The organism is Streptomyces lunalinharesii, assembly GCF_039532155.1.
In the GTDB taxonomy this organism is placed as follows: Bacteria; Actinomycetota; Actinomycetes; order Streptomycetales; family Streptomycetaceae; genus Streptomyces; species Streptomyces lunalinharesii.
In genome coordinates, this window is record NZ_BAAARK010000005.1 from 91720 (window position 1) to 104241 (window position 12522).

At 73.1% G+C, this 12522-nt stretch carries 13 protein-coding genes; 5 read left to right on the top strand and 8 right to left on the bottom strand.

The features are described from left to right. The first annotated feature begins 125 nt into the window (after positions 1–125). Complete coding sequence (locus ABD385_RS09925) at positions 126–755, top strand: class I SAM-dependent methyltransferase (protein WP_344574716.1); 630 nt, start codon at positions 126–128, stop codon at positions 753–755. 50 nt (positions 756–805) lie between these two features. Here ABD385_RS09925 and ABD385_RS09930 read toward each other — a convergent pair whose 3' ends face one another. Beyond that, on the bottom strand, positions 806–2344 hold the full coding sequence (locus tag ABD385_RS09930) for an alpha/beta hydrolase (RefSeq protein WP_344574717.1): 1539 nt from the start codon (positions 2342–2344) through the stop codon (positions 806–808). A gap of 225 nt (positions 2345–2569) precedes the next feature. Here ABD385_RS09930 and ABD385_RS09935 point away from each other — a divergent pair, with 225 nt between their 5' ends. Continuing rightward, positions 2570–2977: a hypothetical protein gene (locus ABD385_RS09935; protein WP_344574719.1), complete on the top strand. Its 408-nt coding sequence runs from the start codon at positions 2570–2572 to the stop codon at positions 2975–2977. Between the two features lie 99 nt (positions 2978–3076). Here ABD385_RS09935 and ABD385_RS09940 read toward each other — a convergent pair whose 3' ends face one another. Together ABD385_RS09940 and ABD385_RS09945 are read right to left on the bottom strand one after the other, a co-directional pair. Beyond that, a complete protein-coding gene (locus ABD385_RS09940) occupies positions 3077–3415 on the bottom strand; it encodes a hypothetical protein (RefSeq protein ID WP_344574720.1) in 339 nt (112 codons plus the stop codon). 671 nt (positions 3416–4086) lie between these two features. Beyond that, entirely contained in the window at positions 4087–4692 is a 606-nt protein-coding gene (locus ABD385_RS09945) for a transglycosylase family protein (protein ID WP_344574721.1), read from the bottom strand. A 517-nt stretch (positions 4693–5209) separates the two neighbouring features. Between ABD385_RS09945 and ABD385_RS09950 the strand changes: the two genes are divergently transcribed. Further along, complete coding sequence (locus ABD385_RS09950; RefSeq protein ID WP_344574722.1) at positions 5210–5389, top strand: DUF5708 family protein; 180 nt, start codon at positions 5210–5212, stop codon at positions 5387–5389. 33 nt (positions 5390–5422) lie between these two features. On the opposite strand, the gene ABD385_RS09955 is transcribed toward ABD385_RS09950, so the two are convergent. Continuing rightward, entirely contained in the window at positions 5423–6673 is a 1251-nt protein-coding gene (locus ABD385_RS09955; RefSeq protein ID WP_344574723.1) for a helix-turn-helix domain-containing protein, read from the bottom strand. Positions 6674–7302: 629 nt separating this feature from the next. Here ABD385_RS09955 and ABD385_RS09960 point away from each other — a divergent pair. Continuing rightward, positions 7303–8580 carry a helix-turn-helix domain-containing protein gene (locus ABD385_RS09960; protein WP_344574724.1) on the top strand — a complete coding sequence of 426 codons (1278 nt, stop codon included), beginning with the start codon at positions 7303–7305 and terminating at the stop codon, positions 8578–8580. Between the two features lie 890 nt (positions 8581–9470). On the opposite strand, the gene ABD385_RS09965 is transcribed toward ABD385_RS09960, so the two are convergent. The 3 genes from ABD385_RS09965 to ABD385_RS09975 all read right to left on the bottom strand — a co-directional run bounded on the left by ABD385_RS09965 (position 9471) and on the right by ABD385_RS09975 (position 11135). Further along, positions 9471–9977 carry a DUF6344 domain-containing protein gene (locus ABD385_RS09965; RefSeq protein WP_344574725.1) on the bottom strand — a complete coding sequence of 169 codons (507 nt, stop codon included), beginning with the start codon at positions 9975–9977 and terminating at the stop codon, positions 9471–9473. Between the two features lie 326 nt (positions 9978–10303). Beyond that, the gene (locus ABD385_RS09970) at positions 10304–10741 is read right to left on the bottom strand and encodes a DUF5994 family protein (RefSeq protein ID WP_344574726.1); all 438 of its coding nucleotides are present in this window, start codon (positions 10739–10741) and stop codon (positions 10304–10306) included. A 127-nt stretch (positions 10742–10868) separates the two neighbouring features. After that, the gene (locus tag ABD385_RS09975) at positions 10869–11135 is read right to left on the bottom strand and encodes a hypothetical protein (RefSeq protein ID WP_344574727.1); all 267 of its coding nucleotides are present in this window, start codon (positions 11133–11135) and stop codon (positions 10869–10871) included. Between the two features lie 222 nt (positions 11136–11357). On the opposite strand from ABD385_RS09975, the gene ABD385_RS09980 reads away from it, so the two are divergent. Continuing rightward, positions 11358–11813, top strand: a complete 456-nt coding sequence (locus tag ABD385_RS09980; protein ID WP_344574728.1) for a tellurite resistance TerB family protein — start codon at positions 11358–11360, stop codon at positions 11811–11813. A gap of 88 nt (positions 11814–11901) precedes the next feature. Here the strand turns inward: ABD385_RS09980 and ABD385_RS09985 are convergent, their stop codons facing one another. After that, positions 11902–12477, bottom strand: coding sequence for a TerD family protein (locus ABD385_RS09985; RefSeq protein ID WP_344574731.1), 576 nt, complete (start codon positions 12475–12477; stop codon positions 11902–11904). Positions 12478–12522: the final 45 nt, after the last annotated feature.

The window sequence follows — 12522 nt, forward strand, 5'->3', positions numbered from 1 at the left end:
CGGCCACCGCGAGCCCCCACGCCCCGGCCCCGCCCGCACGGCACGCACCGGCCGGGACCGGCCCCCGCACCACGCCGCGGCACCCCGCCCGCGGCGCACCACCGCACGGACGAAGGAGCCCCGCCATGGAGACCCCCACCACGGAGCAGACCAAGCCGGCGATCGAACTGATCGAGACCGACGGCGAGGTGACCCTGAGCATCGGCGGCGAACAGGCCATGCAGGCCTGGGAGCGCGACCTGATGTGGGCCAGCGCCGACCTGTTGTGCCAGCACGGCCACGACTTCTACGAGGTCGGGCTGGGCCTGGGACTGTCGGCCCTGCGCATCGCCCGCAACCCCGCCACCCGCAGCCACACCGTCCTGGAGCTCTTCGACGAGGTCGAGGAGCTCTTCCGGGCCCGGCACCCCGAACTCCCCGGCAACCTCACCATCGAGCGCGGCGACTTCTTCCAGCGGATCGCCGAACTGCCCTCGGAGAGCATCGACGGGATGTTCTTCGACCCGGCGCTCGACATGGAGGTCTGGAAGGACGCGGACCTGTGGGCCCGCACCATGCCGGAGGTCGTCCGGGTCCTGCGCCCGGGCGGCGTCTTCATCCCGTTCTTCAGCACCAAGCCGGAACTCCGCTGGCAGTACCTCCCGCACTTCCGCACCATCCGCGTGCACCGCCACGCGTACACCGCGTACGACACCACCGAGTACACCTACGGCACCAGCGGTGACGCCTACATCCAGTGCTTCCAGAAGGACTGATCCGCGCCCTTTCGGACCGGGCCGCCACCGCGCGGCCCGGTCCGTCCGCCTCACCCCGCGCAGTACGCGTCCCGCGCGGGCCACCGGCCGTCCCGCAGGTACCCGGTCACGGTCCGGTCCGCGCAGGCGTTGCCGTTCGCCAAGTACACACCGTGCCCGCCGTGGTCGACGGTCACCAGCCGGGCCCGCGCCCCGAGCGCCGCGCGCATCTTCCGCGCACCGGAGTAGGGCGTCGCGGGGTCACGGAGGTTCTGCACCATCAGCACGTTGGCGGGGCCCCGGTCGGTGATCCGGACCGGCGGGTCGGCCGGCCGGTCCGGCCAGAACGCACAGGGCGTGACGTTCGCCGGCATGCCGGCGGTGAGCGGGTGGCGCACCCGGTCGACGGCGACCGCCCGCCGGTAGGCGTCCGGGTCCCGCGGCCACGCCACGTCGTTGCAGAGGGTCGCGATCGTCACGGCGGCGTCCGCGTCGGGCAGCGGGCCGGCCACGTCGGCCGGCAGCTGCGGGGTCGCGGCGGGGTCCCGGGCCGCCCGGACCAGCGCGGCCAGCCGGGCGAAGGCGGTCGCGTCACCGTAGAGCGCGCTCTGCATCGCCTGCCGCAGCCGGTTGCCGGTCAGCGGCGTCCCCGGCACGTTCGACGGCTTCGGCCACCGGTCCAGCTCCGCCGCGAGGGCGAGGAACAACGGCCGCACCTCGGCGGCGCGTGCGGCGAGCCGCAGTCCGTCCGGCGCCCGCGCCGGGTCCGCCGCCCAGGCCGCGAAGTCGGGGAACCGGTCGTCGGCCCCCTGCGCCATGTTGGCCAGCCAGCCGCGCTCCACCCGCGCCGGATCGGGATCGCCGTTGCTGTCCAGCACCCACCGGTCGGTGCGTTCCGGGTGCGTCTGCGCGTACACCGCCGCCACGTACGTCCCGTACGACACCGCCCAGACGGACAGCTTCCGTTCGCCCAGTGCCGCGCGCAGCCGTTCGATGTCGCGCACCTCGTTCGCCGTGCTCATGCTGCGCACCAGCGCGCCGCCGTGGCGTGCGCAGGACCGCGCGATCCGGCGCGCGCGGGCGGTGTTCTCCGCGATCCGGCCGTCCGCCGCCGGCCAGGACCGCAGCGTCACCAACTCCCGGTCGCCCGCGTCCAGTCCGCAGCCGGCCTTGCTGCTGCCGCCGACCCCGCGCGGATCGAAGCCGACCAGGTCGTACGCGCCCGCCAGTTGTCGTTGCAGCGCCGGCGCCCGCTGCGTCAGCCGGTCGACCCCGGAACCGCCCGGACCGCCCGGGACCACCAGCAGCGTGCCGCGCCGGGCGGCCGGCCGGTCGCTGCGCACCCGGCTCACCGCCAGCGCCACCTGCGGCCCCGCCGGGTCCCGGTAGTCCAGCGGCACCGGAAGTTCGGCGCACTCCTGCCCCGCCGGCCCGTCGGCGCGCGCGCAGGCCCGCCAGGTCAGCTGCGGCGCCGGGGCCCCGGTCTCGCCGCGCGCCCCGTCCACCGCCCGGGCGAACGGCGCGGCGACGCCCAGCGTCGCCGCGGTCAACGCGCCCGACAGTGCCCACAACAGCGCCCTGCGGACCTTGATCCCCCTGCAACTCGTCATGCCCCCAGCCTCGTTGTCCCGCACCCGCCGGCCCATCCGGCCCACCGCCGGCCCGCGGTGGGGTTTTCCCCCGCTCCGGCCGGCCGCGAGGGGCCCGCGGCCGTTGGGCCAGCCGGCTGAATATGGCCCGCGAGCGTTTGGCTCCCTGCGGGTTCTGAACGCTGCGGACGGACAACCGCAGCACGATACGTCTGGCATCAGCAGGCCGATCGGGCAAGGAGAGCCGTGAAGAAACTAGTGCAGGCGGGGACCGTCGTCGGGGCGTGCGGATTGGTGTTGTTCGGCACCGGCGCCGCGCGGGCGCAGACCGATCCGGGCGATTCCCTGCTCTCCGCGGTGGCGGGCGCCGACGTCGGCACCGTGACCGGCATGATTTCCGGTGTGATCTGCGACAACCGCCTCGCCGACTTCAACTACCAGTCGCCGCGCACCAAATCGCCGCACCCCTGCGTCAACGGCCCGGTGCACAGCGGGAACAGCAAGAACAGCAACAACTTCCTCAACCACGGAAACCCCGTGGACAGCGGAAACATCGAGACGGCCAGCGGCTCGACCAACAGCCTCAACACCGTCTACGGGGCCCAGAAGGACAGCAGCAACAACGTCTCCCGGATCCTCAAGGTCCTGCGCTGAGCCGGAGCGCCGCCGCGCTCCCGACCGGCCCGACGGGCGAAACGCGGTGCAGAACCCGCACTCCCGGTTCTGCACCGCGTGGTGTTCGCCGTCGACGGCCTACAGGTGCAGGCTGCCGGTGCCCTGCCCGATCTGCTGCATGTGGTTGGAACTGCCCGACGCGGTCCCCGTGCTGGTGGACCCGCTGTTGTTGGAACCGCTGCTGTTCACGGGGCTTCCGCTGTTGCTGGGATTCCCGGTCAGCCTGACGTTCCCGGCGTTCTTCGTGTTGCCGCTGTTCACCGAGCCGTTGATGCAGTAGCGCGCCCGCCCCTCGCACCGGAATCCGGCGAAGAACCGGACGAAGGTGTCGCCGCTCGCCCCGAACGGCCCGTCCCCGCCGGCCATCGCCGGCGACGCCCCGGCGCCCACCAGGAGCAGGCCGGAAAGACCTACCATCACCCTCTTCATGCGGCGTGCTCTCTTCACAGTGCGATCCTGCCCCTCACGGTTGGAAAACCCCGGAGTCTTGCTACCGGCAGTCCGCAGTTCGACCAAGCCGGCAGAGCGGTCGATCCGCCCCGTTCACCCTGAACGACCACCGGATTCACCGTGTCGGCCCTGGAGCGACGGGCCTTCCTCGCACCGCGTCCGGACCGCCCGGGGCACGCTGCGCGCCACCCCGGCAGCAAGGTTGCTGCAAGGCCGGTGCAAGGAAAGCGCAGGAAGCGCCGGGCACGTCCCGTCTCGGACTGTCCTCAACCGACATTCATGGGGGAAGAGTTGTCTGCGACATCGACGGTCTCGGCACTGATCCAGCGCGGTCAGTGGTCCACCGTGCAGGACTGCAAGCGCGTGCTGGTGGTGGCACACACCCTGCCGTACGCCCAGCGACTGGAAGAGGTGTTCGGCCTCTTGGCAGCCGATCTGCGCATCCAGGTCGTCTTCACCGCCGCACCGCACGCCTTCGGCGACGGGGTGGCCGGCTACCCCCATGGCCCGTTTCGGCACCGTGATGACCGCACTCGCCATCGTCGGCTTCGGCGTCGTCATCACCGACGTCTGCATGCCGTACTTCGCCCCGCACAAGCCGGTCCGGGCCGCCGCGGACGCGACGCCCGCGGACGAACTCACGTCAACCGCAGCCGCTGCCCCGGGTAAATCCGGTCCGGACCGTGCCGCAGGCGTGCCCTGTTGAGGGTGTAGAGGTTGCGGGTGCCGCCGGGGGCGTCCGTGTGGTCGGCGATGCCGGAGAGGCAGTCACCGGGACGGACGGTGTAGGTGCCGCGCCGCGGCGGCGTGCGGTGCTCGTCGGCGGCCGGGGGCCCGGGGTCCCGGCCGGACGCGGCGCGGTCGCCGGTCGCGGTGCCCTGCCCGCCGCAGTTGGGCCAGGGGGTGAGGCCGCGGTCCTGGGCGATGCGCTCGCCGATGGCGATCTGTTCGGCGCGGCTGGCGAGGTCGGCGCGCGGGGCGAAGCGGTCGCCGCCGTAGGCGCGCCAGGTGGACGGGGCGATCTGGAGGCCGCCGTGGTAGCCGTTGCCGGTGTTGGTGTGCCAGTTGCCGCTGCTCTCGCAGGCGGCGATCTGGTCCCAGTCGGTGCCCGAGGACGGTGGTGGCGCGGCGGCCGCGGGGTCCGCGGAGGCGACCGCGGCGCCCAGGAGTAACAGCACGGGGAGCAGGGCGCGCACGGCGGAGGGGAGCGGTCCGGCGGTGCGGCCGGCGAGCGGCGACGACATGGCGTACTACCTCCTGCATGCTCCAGCGGGGTCGCGGCATCGCGCTCGCCACGACTGAGGGGCAGGCACCAGGTAACCCGCCGTCAGGTCGGGCGGCAGGTCTGGGTGCGCCAAGGGAAGGGATTTTCACCCGTGCGGTCGCCAACCCGGGCCCGCCACGCGCCGTTGGGCCGCGACGCCCCGTCGCCCGCCACCGTCGGTCCACGAGGCCGGGCCCGCGGGCGTGCACATGCCGGGTCAGGGAACGCGCCGTCACCACCACCCGCCCGTCTTCCCGTCATGACTGCCGAGAAGACAGGGAATCCACTCACGACACAGAAAACTCGGATCAAGACATGACTGACAAATAACGCAATGTGACTGTCTCGGCCGAACCGCCGGTAGGACCCGGCGTACAGAGAAAGTGGCAGGCGTCGCCGGGGGAAGTACCTACCCGCGGACGATCCCCGCGCCCGGGGCAGGCGAGACGCTGGTGCGGTCGACCAGTTCCGCACCAGTGACGAGGACGTGGGAATTCATGAAGGGCATTGCGGCCGGCGCCGTCCTGGCGATCGTCGGCGTCATCCTGTGGCTCACCACCAAGGAAGTGCAGACGCCGGTGGTCTCGCTGCACAAGGTCGGGCTGGTGCTGGCGGTCGTCGGCGCCGCGGAGGCGCTGTTCGCCCTGTTCGGAGCGGGCAAGAAGGCCAGGAAATAGCCACGGGCGCGACCAACGGTGCTGCGGCGGGCGTCAGTTCCGCATTTCCAGGAGGTCGGAGAGCCGTTCCCGGGTCCGGTCGGCGTGCCGGTACGCCTGGGCCCGGCGGAACAGCTCCGCGGCGTAGCGGAGGTACCCGGCCGCCCGCTCCCGGTCGCCCAGCCGCGCACAGGCCCCCGCGACCTCCGACAGCGCGGCGGCCTTCTCGTGGCACCGGCCGCCGTCGGGCAGCGCGGCCAGCTGCTCGCCGCGCTCGCGCACCCGGGCGTGGTCGCCCGTCGACTCCGCGCAGACCGCCTCCGCGGTCGTCAACCAGAGCGGGAAGTCCGGCTCCTGGGCCACCGAGGCGACGACCAGCCCGCGCTCCACGATGCTCCGCGCGGCGGACCGCTCGCCACGGGCGAGCAGCAGCAGCGCGTGGCGGCCGTTGACGGCCTCCCAGAGGCGGAAGCCGGCGGCGGGGGTGACCCGGCGGGCGGTCTCGGCCAGCAGCGCGGCGGCCCGGTCCATGGCCCCGCGGTCCCACAGGTCCAGCGCCCGGTGGAGTGCGATGCCGGCGCGCGGGCCCGGCAGTCCGCCGTCGGCCGGCGGCTCCCCCAGGCCGGTCTCCGTCGCCCAATGGGCGCAGCCGCTCCAGTAGGCGCACCGGGTCAGTGCGTCGAGGAGCAACAGCGAGTGGAAGGCGCTTTCCGACGGTGGGGCGACGGCCTCCTCCAGGGCGGCGGTGAGCGCGTACCGCAGTCCGTCCTGGACCCGGCCGGCCGACTCCAACAGGTCGGCCAGCGCGATCAGGGCGCGTACCCGGGTCTCCGCGTAGCCGGCGGGACCGAGGCCGTCCAGCATCCGCAGCAGGACGGCCGCACCGTCGTCGGCGAGGCCCTGCGCGCCCAGTATTTCCGCGATGGCGAGTTGGGCCTCGGTGTACACGTCGTCCGGCCGACCGACCGGGGAGGTGCCGGCCAGCGCGCGAAACGCGCGCAGCGCCCCTTCGGGGTCGCCGCCCTCCCACTGGCGGCGGGCCGCGACCAGTCGGCCGACCAGGTCGAGCCGGCGGACCCGGCCGACGGACTCCACCCGGGCGGCGCCCCCGGAGATGTCCGCCATGGCGACGCCGAGCCGCCCGGCCAGGATCTTCAGGGCGCGGCCGCTGGGAATGCGCTTGCCGCGTTCGACGAGGGAGATGTAGCTGGCGGAGATGTCCGGTCCGGCGAGTTCGTGCTGGGTCATTCCCGCACTGACCCGGAGCTCTTTGATTCGCCGCCCGGTGTCCACCGGCTCAGGCATGCGACAAACCCTTCAGATTTCGAATGGCCCGGGACTTCGGCCGGGTGCCCACGTCGTCGTCGAGTCGCAACGAATAGCGGGCACTTTACCAAGCAGTCAACAAGAAGTCGATACAGATTCGACCTACCCGCCGAACGTTCCGCACAGGCCAACCGACGTGTCCTGCCCTTGCGTTGACGTTCGGTTTTGTTGAGTGCGAGTTGCCTGAGAGGGGCCCGGAGGAAGGAATGGCTCCCCTTCGCCGGAAAATACCGGCCAGCCGGTTGAATAAAACACGGCGGCTTCGTCACCCCCGCCTTTCACCCGTCGACGCCACGCTCCACCAGCGCGCAGTTCACCCGAAGGCAACACTCCCGATTACCTCTTATCGTCATGCCCAGTCATGAATTTCAACATCCGGATTTTTGACAAAATGAACCACCCGAGCAGGTCGCGGATAATCCGTGCACCGTCAACGCCCGGGAGGGAGCACGGCGGCCAAGCGACGGCCGGCGTGACAAAAATTGACAAGGCGCCAGGGGGGCGGGCCGAGCCGACGGCGGGCCGTCCACAGATCACCCCGTGGCGCGGGCCCGTGAGTAGACTCACCGTCACCGTCCGTTCCGCCACGTCACCTGCGAGCGATTCCCTTGACGATCGAGCAGCCCGCCTTTGGGCAACGAGTCCGGGAGATCCGCCGCGCTCAGGGACTCTCCCAGGGGGACCTCGCCGGGACGGACCTCTCCCCCAGCTACGTCTCACTGGTCGAGAACGGCCGCCGGATCCCCGGCACCAAGATCGTCCGATCCCTGGCGGAGCGGCTGGGCACCACCGTCGAGGCGCTCAGCACCGCCCGCCGGCCGGCCGACCGTCAGGCCCAACGCCTCGATCTGGTAGGACGGTTGGTGGCCGCCCGGGCCAGTCAGTTGACCGGCGACTGGTCCGCGGCCCGGCGCCAACTGGAGGCCGTACTCGCGCATGCCGACGGGAGCGACCAGGACCCGGTCCGCTGGGAGGCCCGCTGGGAACTGGCCACGGTCCTCGGCCGGTTCGACGACCCCGCCCCGCACGAGGCGGCGCTGCGCCGGCTGCTCGACGATCCGATGACCCGTTCCGCGCCCGTGCTGCACGCCCGCATCGCCGTCGAACTGGCCCACCTGCTGCGCACCGGCGGCCGACTGTCCGACGCCGTCCGGGCCGCCGAGGACGCCGTCCGGATCACCGGCGGGCTGGAGCCCGGCCGGCCGGAACGGGCGCAGGCCCACGTCGTGTTGCTCGCCGCGTGCGTGGACAGCGGCGAGTGGCGCCGCGCCGACGAGCTCGGGGCGCAGCTGCGCGCCGAGGTCGCACCGCTGCCCGCGGGCGAAGTACGGGCCGGTGCGCTGTGGGCGGCGGCCGGTGCGCAGTACCTGGCCGGTGACACCGGCGGCGCGCTGGCGCTCCTGGCCGAGGCCGAGACCCTGATCGCGTCGACGGACGGCGTCCGTCAGCGGTTCCGGCTGGCCCGCGCCCGGACCCTCCTGGCGCTCACCGCCGGCCCGTTGGACGAGGCCGACGCCCTGCTGGCCCGCACCCGGCAGGCCGCGGCGCTGGTGGACACCGCGTCGGCGCGGAGCTGGCTGGCCGTGCTGGAGACGGTCGGCGCGCTGCGCCACGGCGACCCCGCCGCGGCCGCCGGCCACGCCGCCGCGATCGACCCCGCCGTGGCCGGACTGTCCCCGCTGGACCGGGCACGCTGTCTGCTCCAGGCCGCCCGCGCGCACCGCGCCGGCGGACGCGCCGCACAGGCCGAGGAATTCTTCCAGGCGGCCGCGTCGGGGTACGAACAGGCCGGTGCGTTCCGACTCGCCATGGAGTCCTGGCGCGAGCTGAGCGCCGGTGCCCGGAACGCCGCAGAGCCGGATCCGCACGCGGTGATCCTGCCCTAGGGCGCTTCTGACGGCGCCCGGACGGTCCCCCACCGGGTTTCCGGGCATGCCAAAGGGGCCGTCCGGGGCGGGACGGCTGCGGCCTGACGACATCCTGCGCGGACCCGGTGGACGGCTCGCACGCAACCGTCGACGCGGACGCCCGGCGTCCGGTGACCGCTCCCGACGGCTCGGCACGGACGGCGTCGCGCGCGTCGTGGGCCGCCACCGGCGGTGTCCCGGCCGGGCTGCGTGCTCTTTCCGAGAGCCCGTGTGCCGTGCCGGTTCCTGCGGCCGGTCGGTGAGGGTGCCGGCCGTTCCCCGGTCAGTGCCGGGGCCGTGCGGTGCGCTTCGTCATCGTGGGCCGGGCGGCGGGACTCCGCTCATCGTGCACCGGGTGCGATCCCGGTCCCGGAAGCGGAACTGCCTTCTCCCATAAGCCGTTTCACGTGAAACCACGGATGTCCGAAGCCTCGGATGCCCCGGGGCCCGGAGGTCTGAAGCTGCCTGCGGCGGCTTCTCCTGTCCGGCCTCGCATGGGGCGTTCACGGCTTCGTCACCGGCGCGTGTCCGGCCTCGTGCCCTCGACGTCGCACGCAACGTCACGTCAAAGTGTGGGGGTACTGCGGTGGATGGTGCGCGGGGAACGGGGTTCGGCCCTCGTGGCGGACCGGGCGTCTGACCTGGCAGCGGGCCTGCCGTCGGGTCTGTGGTGGGTCCGGTCGTGGGCTCCGCCGTCGGATCTGGTGGTGCGCGCGGTCACGCCGGGCGGGGCGCCTGGGGTGCTGCTTCGGGTGCGGCTGCCGGCTGTGGGCGCCGCTCGGTGGTGCCGGTCCTGGCGCGGGGATCGCCGCCGGGGAGCGCACCGGACTGCGGTGCGTCGGATCGCCGGAGCGCATGCGCGGTGCGGCTCACACGGCATGGGCGGTGCTGCGCTCGCGGTGCCGGGCGGCCGGGATCACCGGGGCGGCGGCAGCGGCGTCGAGGTGCCCGGGGTCGCCGAACGGGCCGGTGGACAGTGGCCGTGCGGCGGCGGTGCGTCGGACGCGGGAGGTGGGGGAGGCCCCGTGGGCCTCGGCGCGGATGCGCTGCTTGATGGTCGGCGGCAGTGTCGGCAGCGGGACCCGGCGGCGGACCGAGGAAGCCTCGCCGTACCCGGGGGCGGTGCGCGCGGCGGGCACGAACGGCTTGACGGTGTCCGCGGCGGGCGTCAACGGACCTGGATCGGGGTCCGGTTCGGCGCCGGGCAGCGCTGCGGGGCGGGCCGGGGCCGGGGCGGTGCTGCCCAGGGTCCGCTCGTAGAGCGCGGCCTCCCGGCGGGCCGCGGAGGCCGCGGCGGAGACCCCCAGTGACGCGAGCAGCTTGCCCAGCACCGCCAGGCACACCGCCCAGAACTTCATGACCTTGGTCGCAGCCATGGTCCCTCTCTTTCGGTCGGGATCCCGGGGAGGGATCCACAGAGTTCTTCCTGTTGCGTTTTCTTATGATGAGTACGCAATGGGAGGATTCGCGGACCCACGCCCCCGGATCGGCGTTCTTCCGATGAACACCACCCGTCCGCAGTAGTCGCCCCCGGAAAACCCCAGGCGGCAGGGGGATCGGAGGGCGGCGGAGCGGGCGGTTCGCGGTGGTGCGGGGGCCGTGGGGCGAGGCCGCGGGATGCGCGCTCCGGATTCCCGCGGTATGCCGGAGACCGACGGCCGCGCTCCGCGCGCAACCGTCGCGCCCGTTGGGTGATGTGGTGTCAGGCTGGCGTCGGCACGCCGGCCCGCGCCGTCTCCGCCAGCATCCGGAGCGCGTCGGGCTCGGGGGTGGCGGGCGCCAGGATCAGCAGGTCCCAGCGGCCGTGGCCGGCCGCGACCAGGCAGACGGTGTCCGGGCCGGGGCGGTTGGTGGTGTGGCGCAGCCGGACGACGTGACCGGCGACGAGGATCCGGCCGGGCAGCGTGGGCCAGCCGGCACCGTTCACCGTGGCGTGCGTGATCCGCGGCCACTCGAAGGGCAACGCGGCCAGCAGCTCGGGGAGTTCGGTGAGCAGGTCCGTGGAGCGCGGCCACCACACGCCGTCGATCCGCCGGGTCACCTCCCCGTGCGGGGCGATGGCCAGCCGGGCGACCGGCGGCGGTGCGTGGTGCTGCGGGGGGCGGGGGTGCGGGGAGCGGCCCTCGGGGGCGGTGGTCATACGTCGCTCCTGACGCGACGGATGGCGACCGCGGCGGTCGCGGTCGCCGGGGGCAGGAGGGGCCGGGCGAAGCCCGTCGTCGAGGGGCGGTGGTCGGGCGACGGGTGGGCGGGGCCGGCGGCCGGCGTCACCGGTCGTCGCCCGGCTCCCGGGAAGGCGGCGGGCCCGTCGGGTGCGCCCCGGGGCCGGCGCCGTGCGGGTGCTTGTGCAGCCGCTGCTGGAACGAATCCTTCAGGTGCGCGTACCGGTGCGGGGTGGGCCGACCGACCGTCTGGGCGTTGACCCGGATCAGGAACAGCACGCCCAACGCGATCAGGGCCAGCAGCACGAGCACGGACAAGAAGGTCTGCATGGCGCTCACCCGTAGGGTCTCGGGCACTCGCGAGGCGGGCATCCCGGACATCGTTGGAAACTCTTCGCTTTGCGGTGGTTTCTCCACCGTACTCCGCACAGTGCGGGCGTATCGCGCCAAAGATGGCCATGACGATCGGGGGTGGCATCCGCACACCTTCTACAGGGCTGTAGATTTTACTTACGCATGACCAAACGCATGCGTGAAGCATGCCCAGGGCCCGCCCTCCGCATGCTCGCCGCACGACCAGCCGAGGAGATTCACATGGCGCTCTGGGACCGGATCCGAGAGTCCGCGCAGACGATGCAGAGCCAACTCGTCGCCAAGAAGAACGACCTCAAGAGCGGCGCCTTCCGCGACGCCAGCATGGCGATGTGCGCCCTGGTGGCCGCCGCGGACGGGGTCGTCGACCCGTCGGAGCGACGGCGGGTGGCGCAGCTGATCGCCACCAACGAGGCGCTGCAGAACTTCCCCGCCGACGACCTGCGGCTCCGCTTCGAGGGCTGCCTGGACAAGCTCGCCGCCGACTTCGACTTCGGCAAGGTCGCGCTGATGCAGGAGATAGGGAAGGTGAAGAAGAAGCCGGTGGAGGCACGGGCGGTGGTCCAGATCGGCATCGTCATCGGCGGCGCCGACGGCGACTTCGACCCCACCGAGCGCGCGGTCGTGCGCGAGGTGTGCTTCGCGCTGGGCATCCCCCCGGCCGAGTTCGACGTCTGACCGGGACGGGAGCGGGGGCCGCTGCGCCCCCGCTCCCGTGCCGTCCGCCGGGCGGCCCCGTCCGTGCCGTCGGACCGGTGCGCCCGGGTCAGACGTTGACGCCGAAGTCGGCCGCGATCCCCGCCAGCCCGGAGGCGTAGCCCTGGCCCACGGCGCGGAACTTCCACTCCGCGCCGTGCCGGTAGAGCTCGCCGAAGACCATCGCGGTCTCGGTCGAGGCGTCCTCGGTCAGGTCGTAGCGGGCGAGTTCGGCGCCGCCCTGCTGGTTGACGACGCGGATGTAGGCGTTGCGCACCTGGCCGAAGTTCTGGCCGCGGCCCTCGGCGTCGTGGATGGAGACCGGGAAGACAATCTTCGTGATCTCGGCCGGCACGCCGTCCAGCGCGACGTTGACGGTCTCGTCGTCGCCGTCGCCCGCACCGGTGAGGTTGTCGCCGGTGTGCTGCACCGAGCCGTCCGGGCTGGTGAGGTTGTTGTAGAAGACGAAGTGCCGGTCGGAGACGACCTTCCCGGCGTCGGTGCAAAGCAGCGCGCTGGCGTCGAGGTCGTAGTCGACGCCGGTGGTCGTCCGCACGTCCCAGCCGAGGCCGACCGAGACCGCGGTCAGGCCGGGCGCTTCCTTCGTCAGCGAGACGTTGCCGCCCTTGGCGAGCGAGACTCCCATGGCTTCCCTCCAGGTGGTGGCCGGTGCCGGTTGCCGTGACCGGTT

Excerpts from the sequence above, each read along its gene's own strand:
- ABD385_RS09925 (WP_344574716.1), top strand. The coding sequence starts at position 126 with ATGGAGACCCCCACCACGGAGCAGACCAAGCCGGCGATCGAACTGATC.
- ABD385_RS09930 (WP_344574717.1), bottom strand. The coding sequence starts at position 2,344 with ATGACGAGTTGCAGGGGGATCAAGGTCCGCAGGGCGCTGTTGTGGGCA.
- ABD385_RS09940 (WP_344574720.1), bottom strand. The coding sequence starts at position 3,415 with ATGGTAGGTCTTTCCGGCCTGCTCCTGGTGGGCGCCGGGGCGTCGCCG.
- ABD385_RS09945 (WP_344574721.1), bottom strand. The coding sequence starts at position 4,692 with ATGTCGTCGCCGCTCGCCGGCCGCACCGCCGGACCGCTCCCCTCCGCC.
- ABD385_RS09950 (WP_344574722.1), top strand. The coding sequence starts at position 5,210 with ATGAAGGGCATTGCGGCCGGCGCCGTCCTGGCGATCGTCGGCGTCATC.
- ABD385_RS09955 (WP_344574723.1), bottom strand. The coding sequence starts at position 6,673 with ATGCCTGAGCCGGTGGACACCGGGCGGCGAATCAAAGAGCTCCGGGTC.
- ABD385_RS09965 (WP_344574725.1), bottom strand. The coding sequence starts at position 9,977 with ATGGCTGCGACCAAGGTCATGAAGTTCTGGGCGGTGTGCCTGGCGGTG.
- ABD385_RS09970 (WP_344574726.1), bottom strand. The coding sequence starts at position 10,741 with ATGACCACCGCCCCCGAGGGCCGCTCCCCGCACCCCCGCCCCCCGCAG.
- ABD385_RS09975 (WP_344574727.1), bottom strand. The coding sequence starts at position 11,135 with ATGCCCGCCTCGCGAGTGCCCGAGACCCTACGGGTGAGCGCCATGCAG.
- ABD385_RS09980 (WP_344574728.1), top strand. The coding sequence starts at position 11,358 with ATGGCGCTCTGGGACCGGATCCGAGAGTCCGCGCAGACGATGCAGAGC.
- ABD385_RS09985 (WP_344574731.1), bottom strand. The coding sequence starts at position 12,477 with ATGGGAGTCTCGCTCGCCAAGGGCGGCAACGTCTCGCTGACGAAGGAA.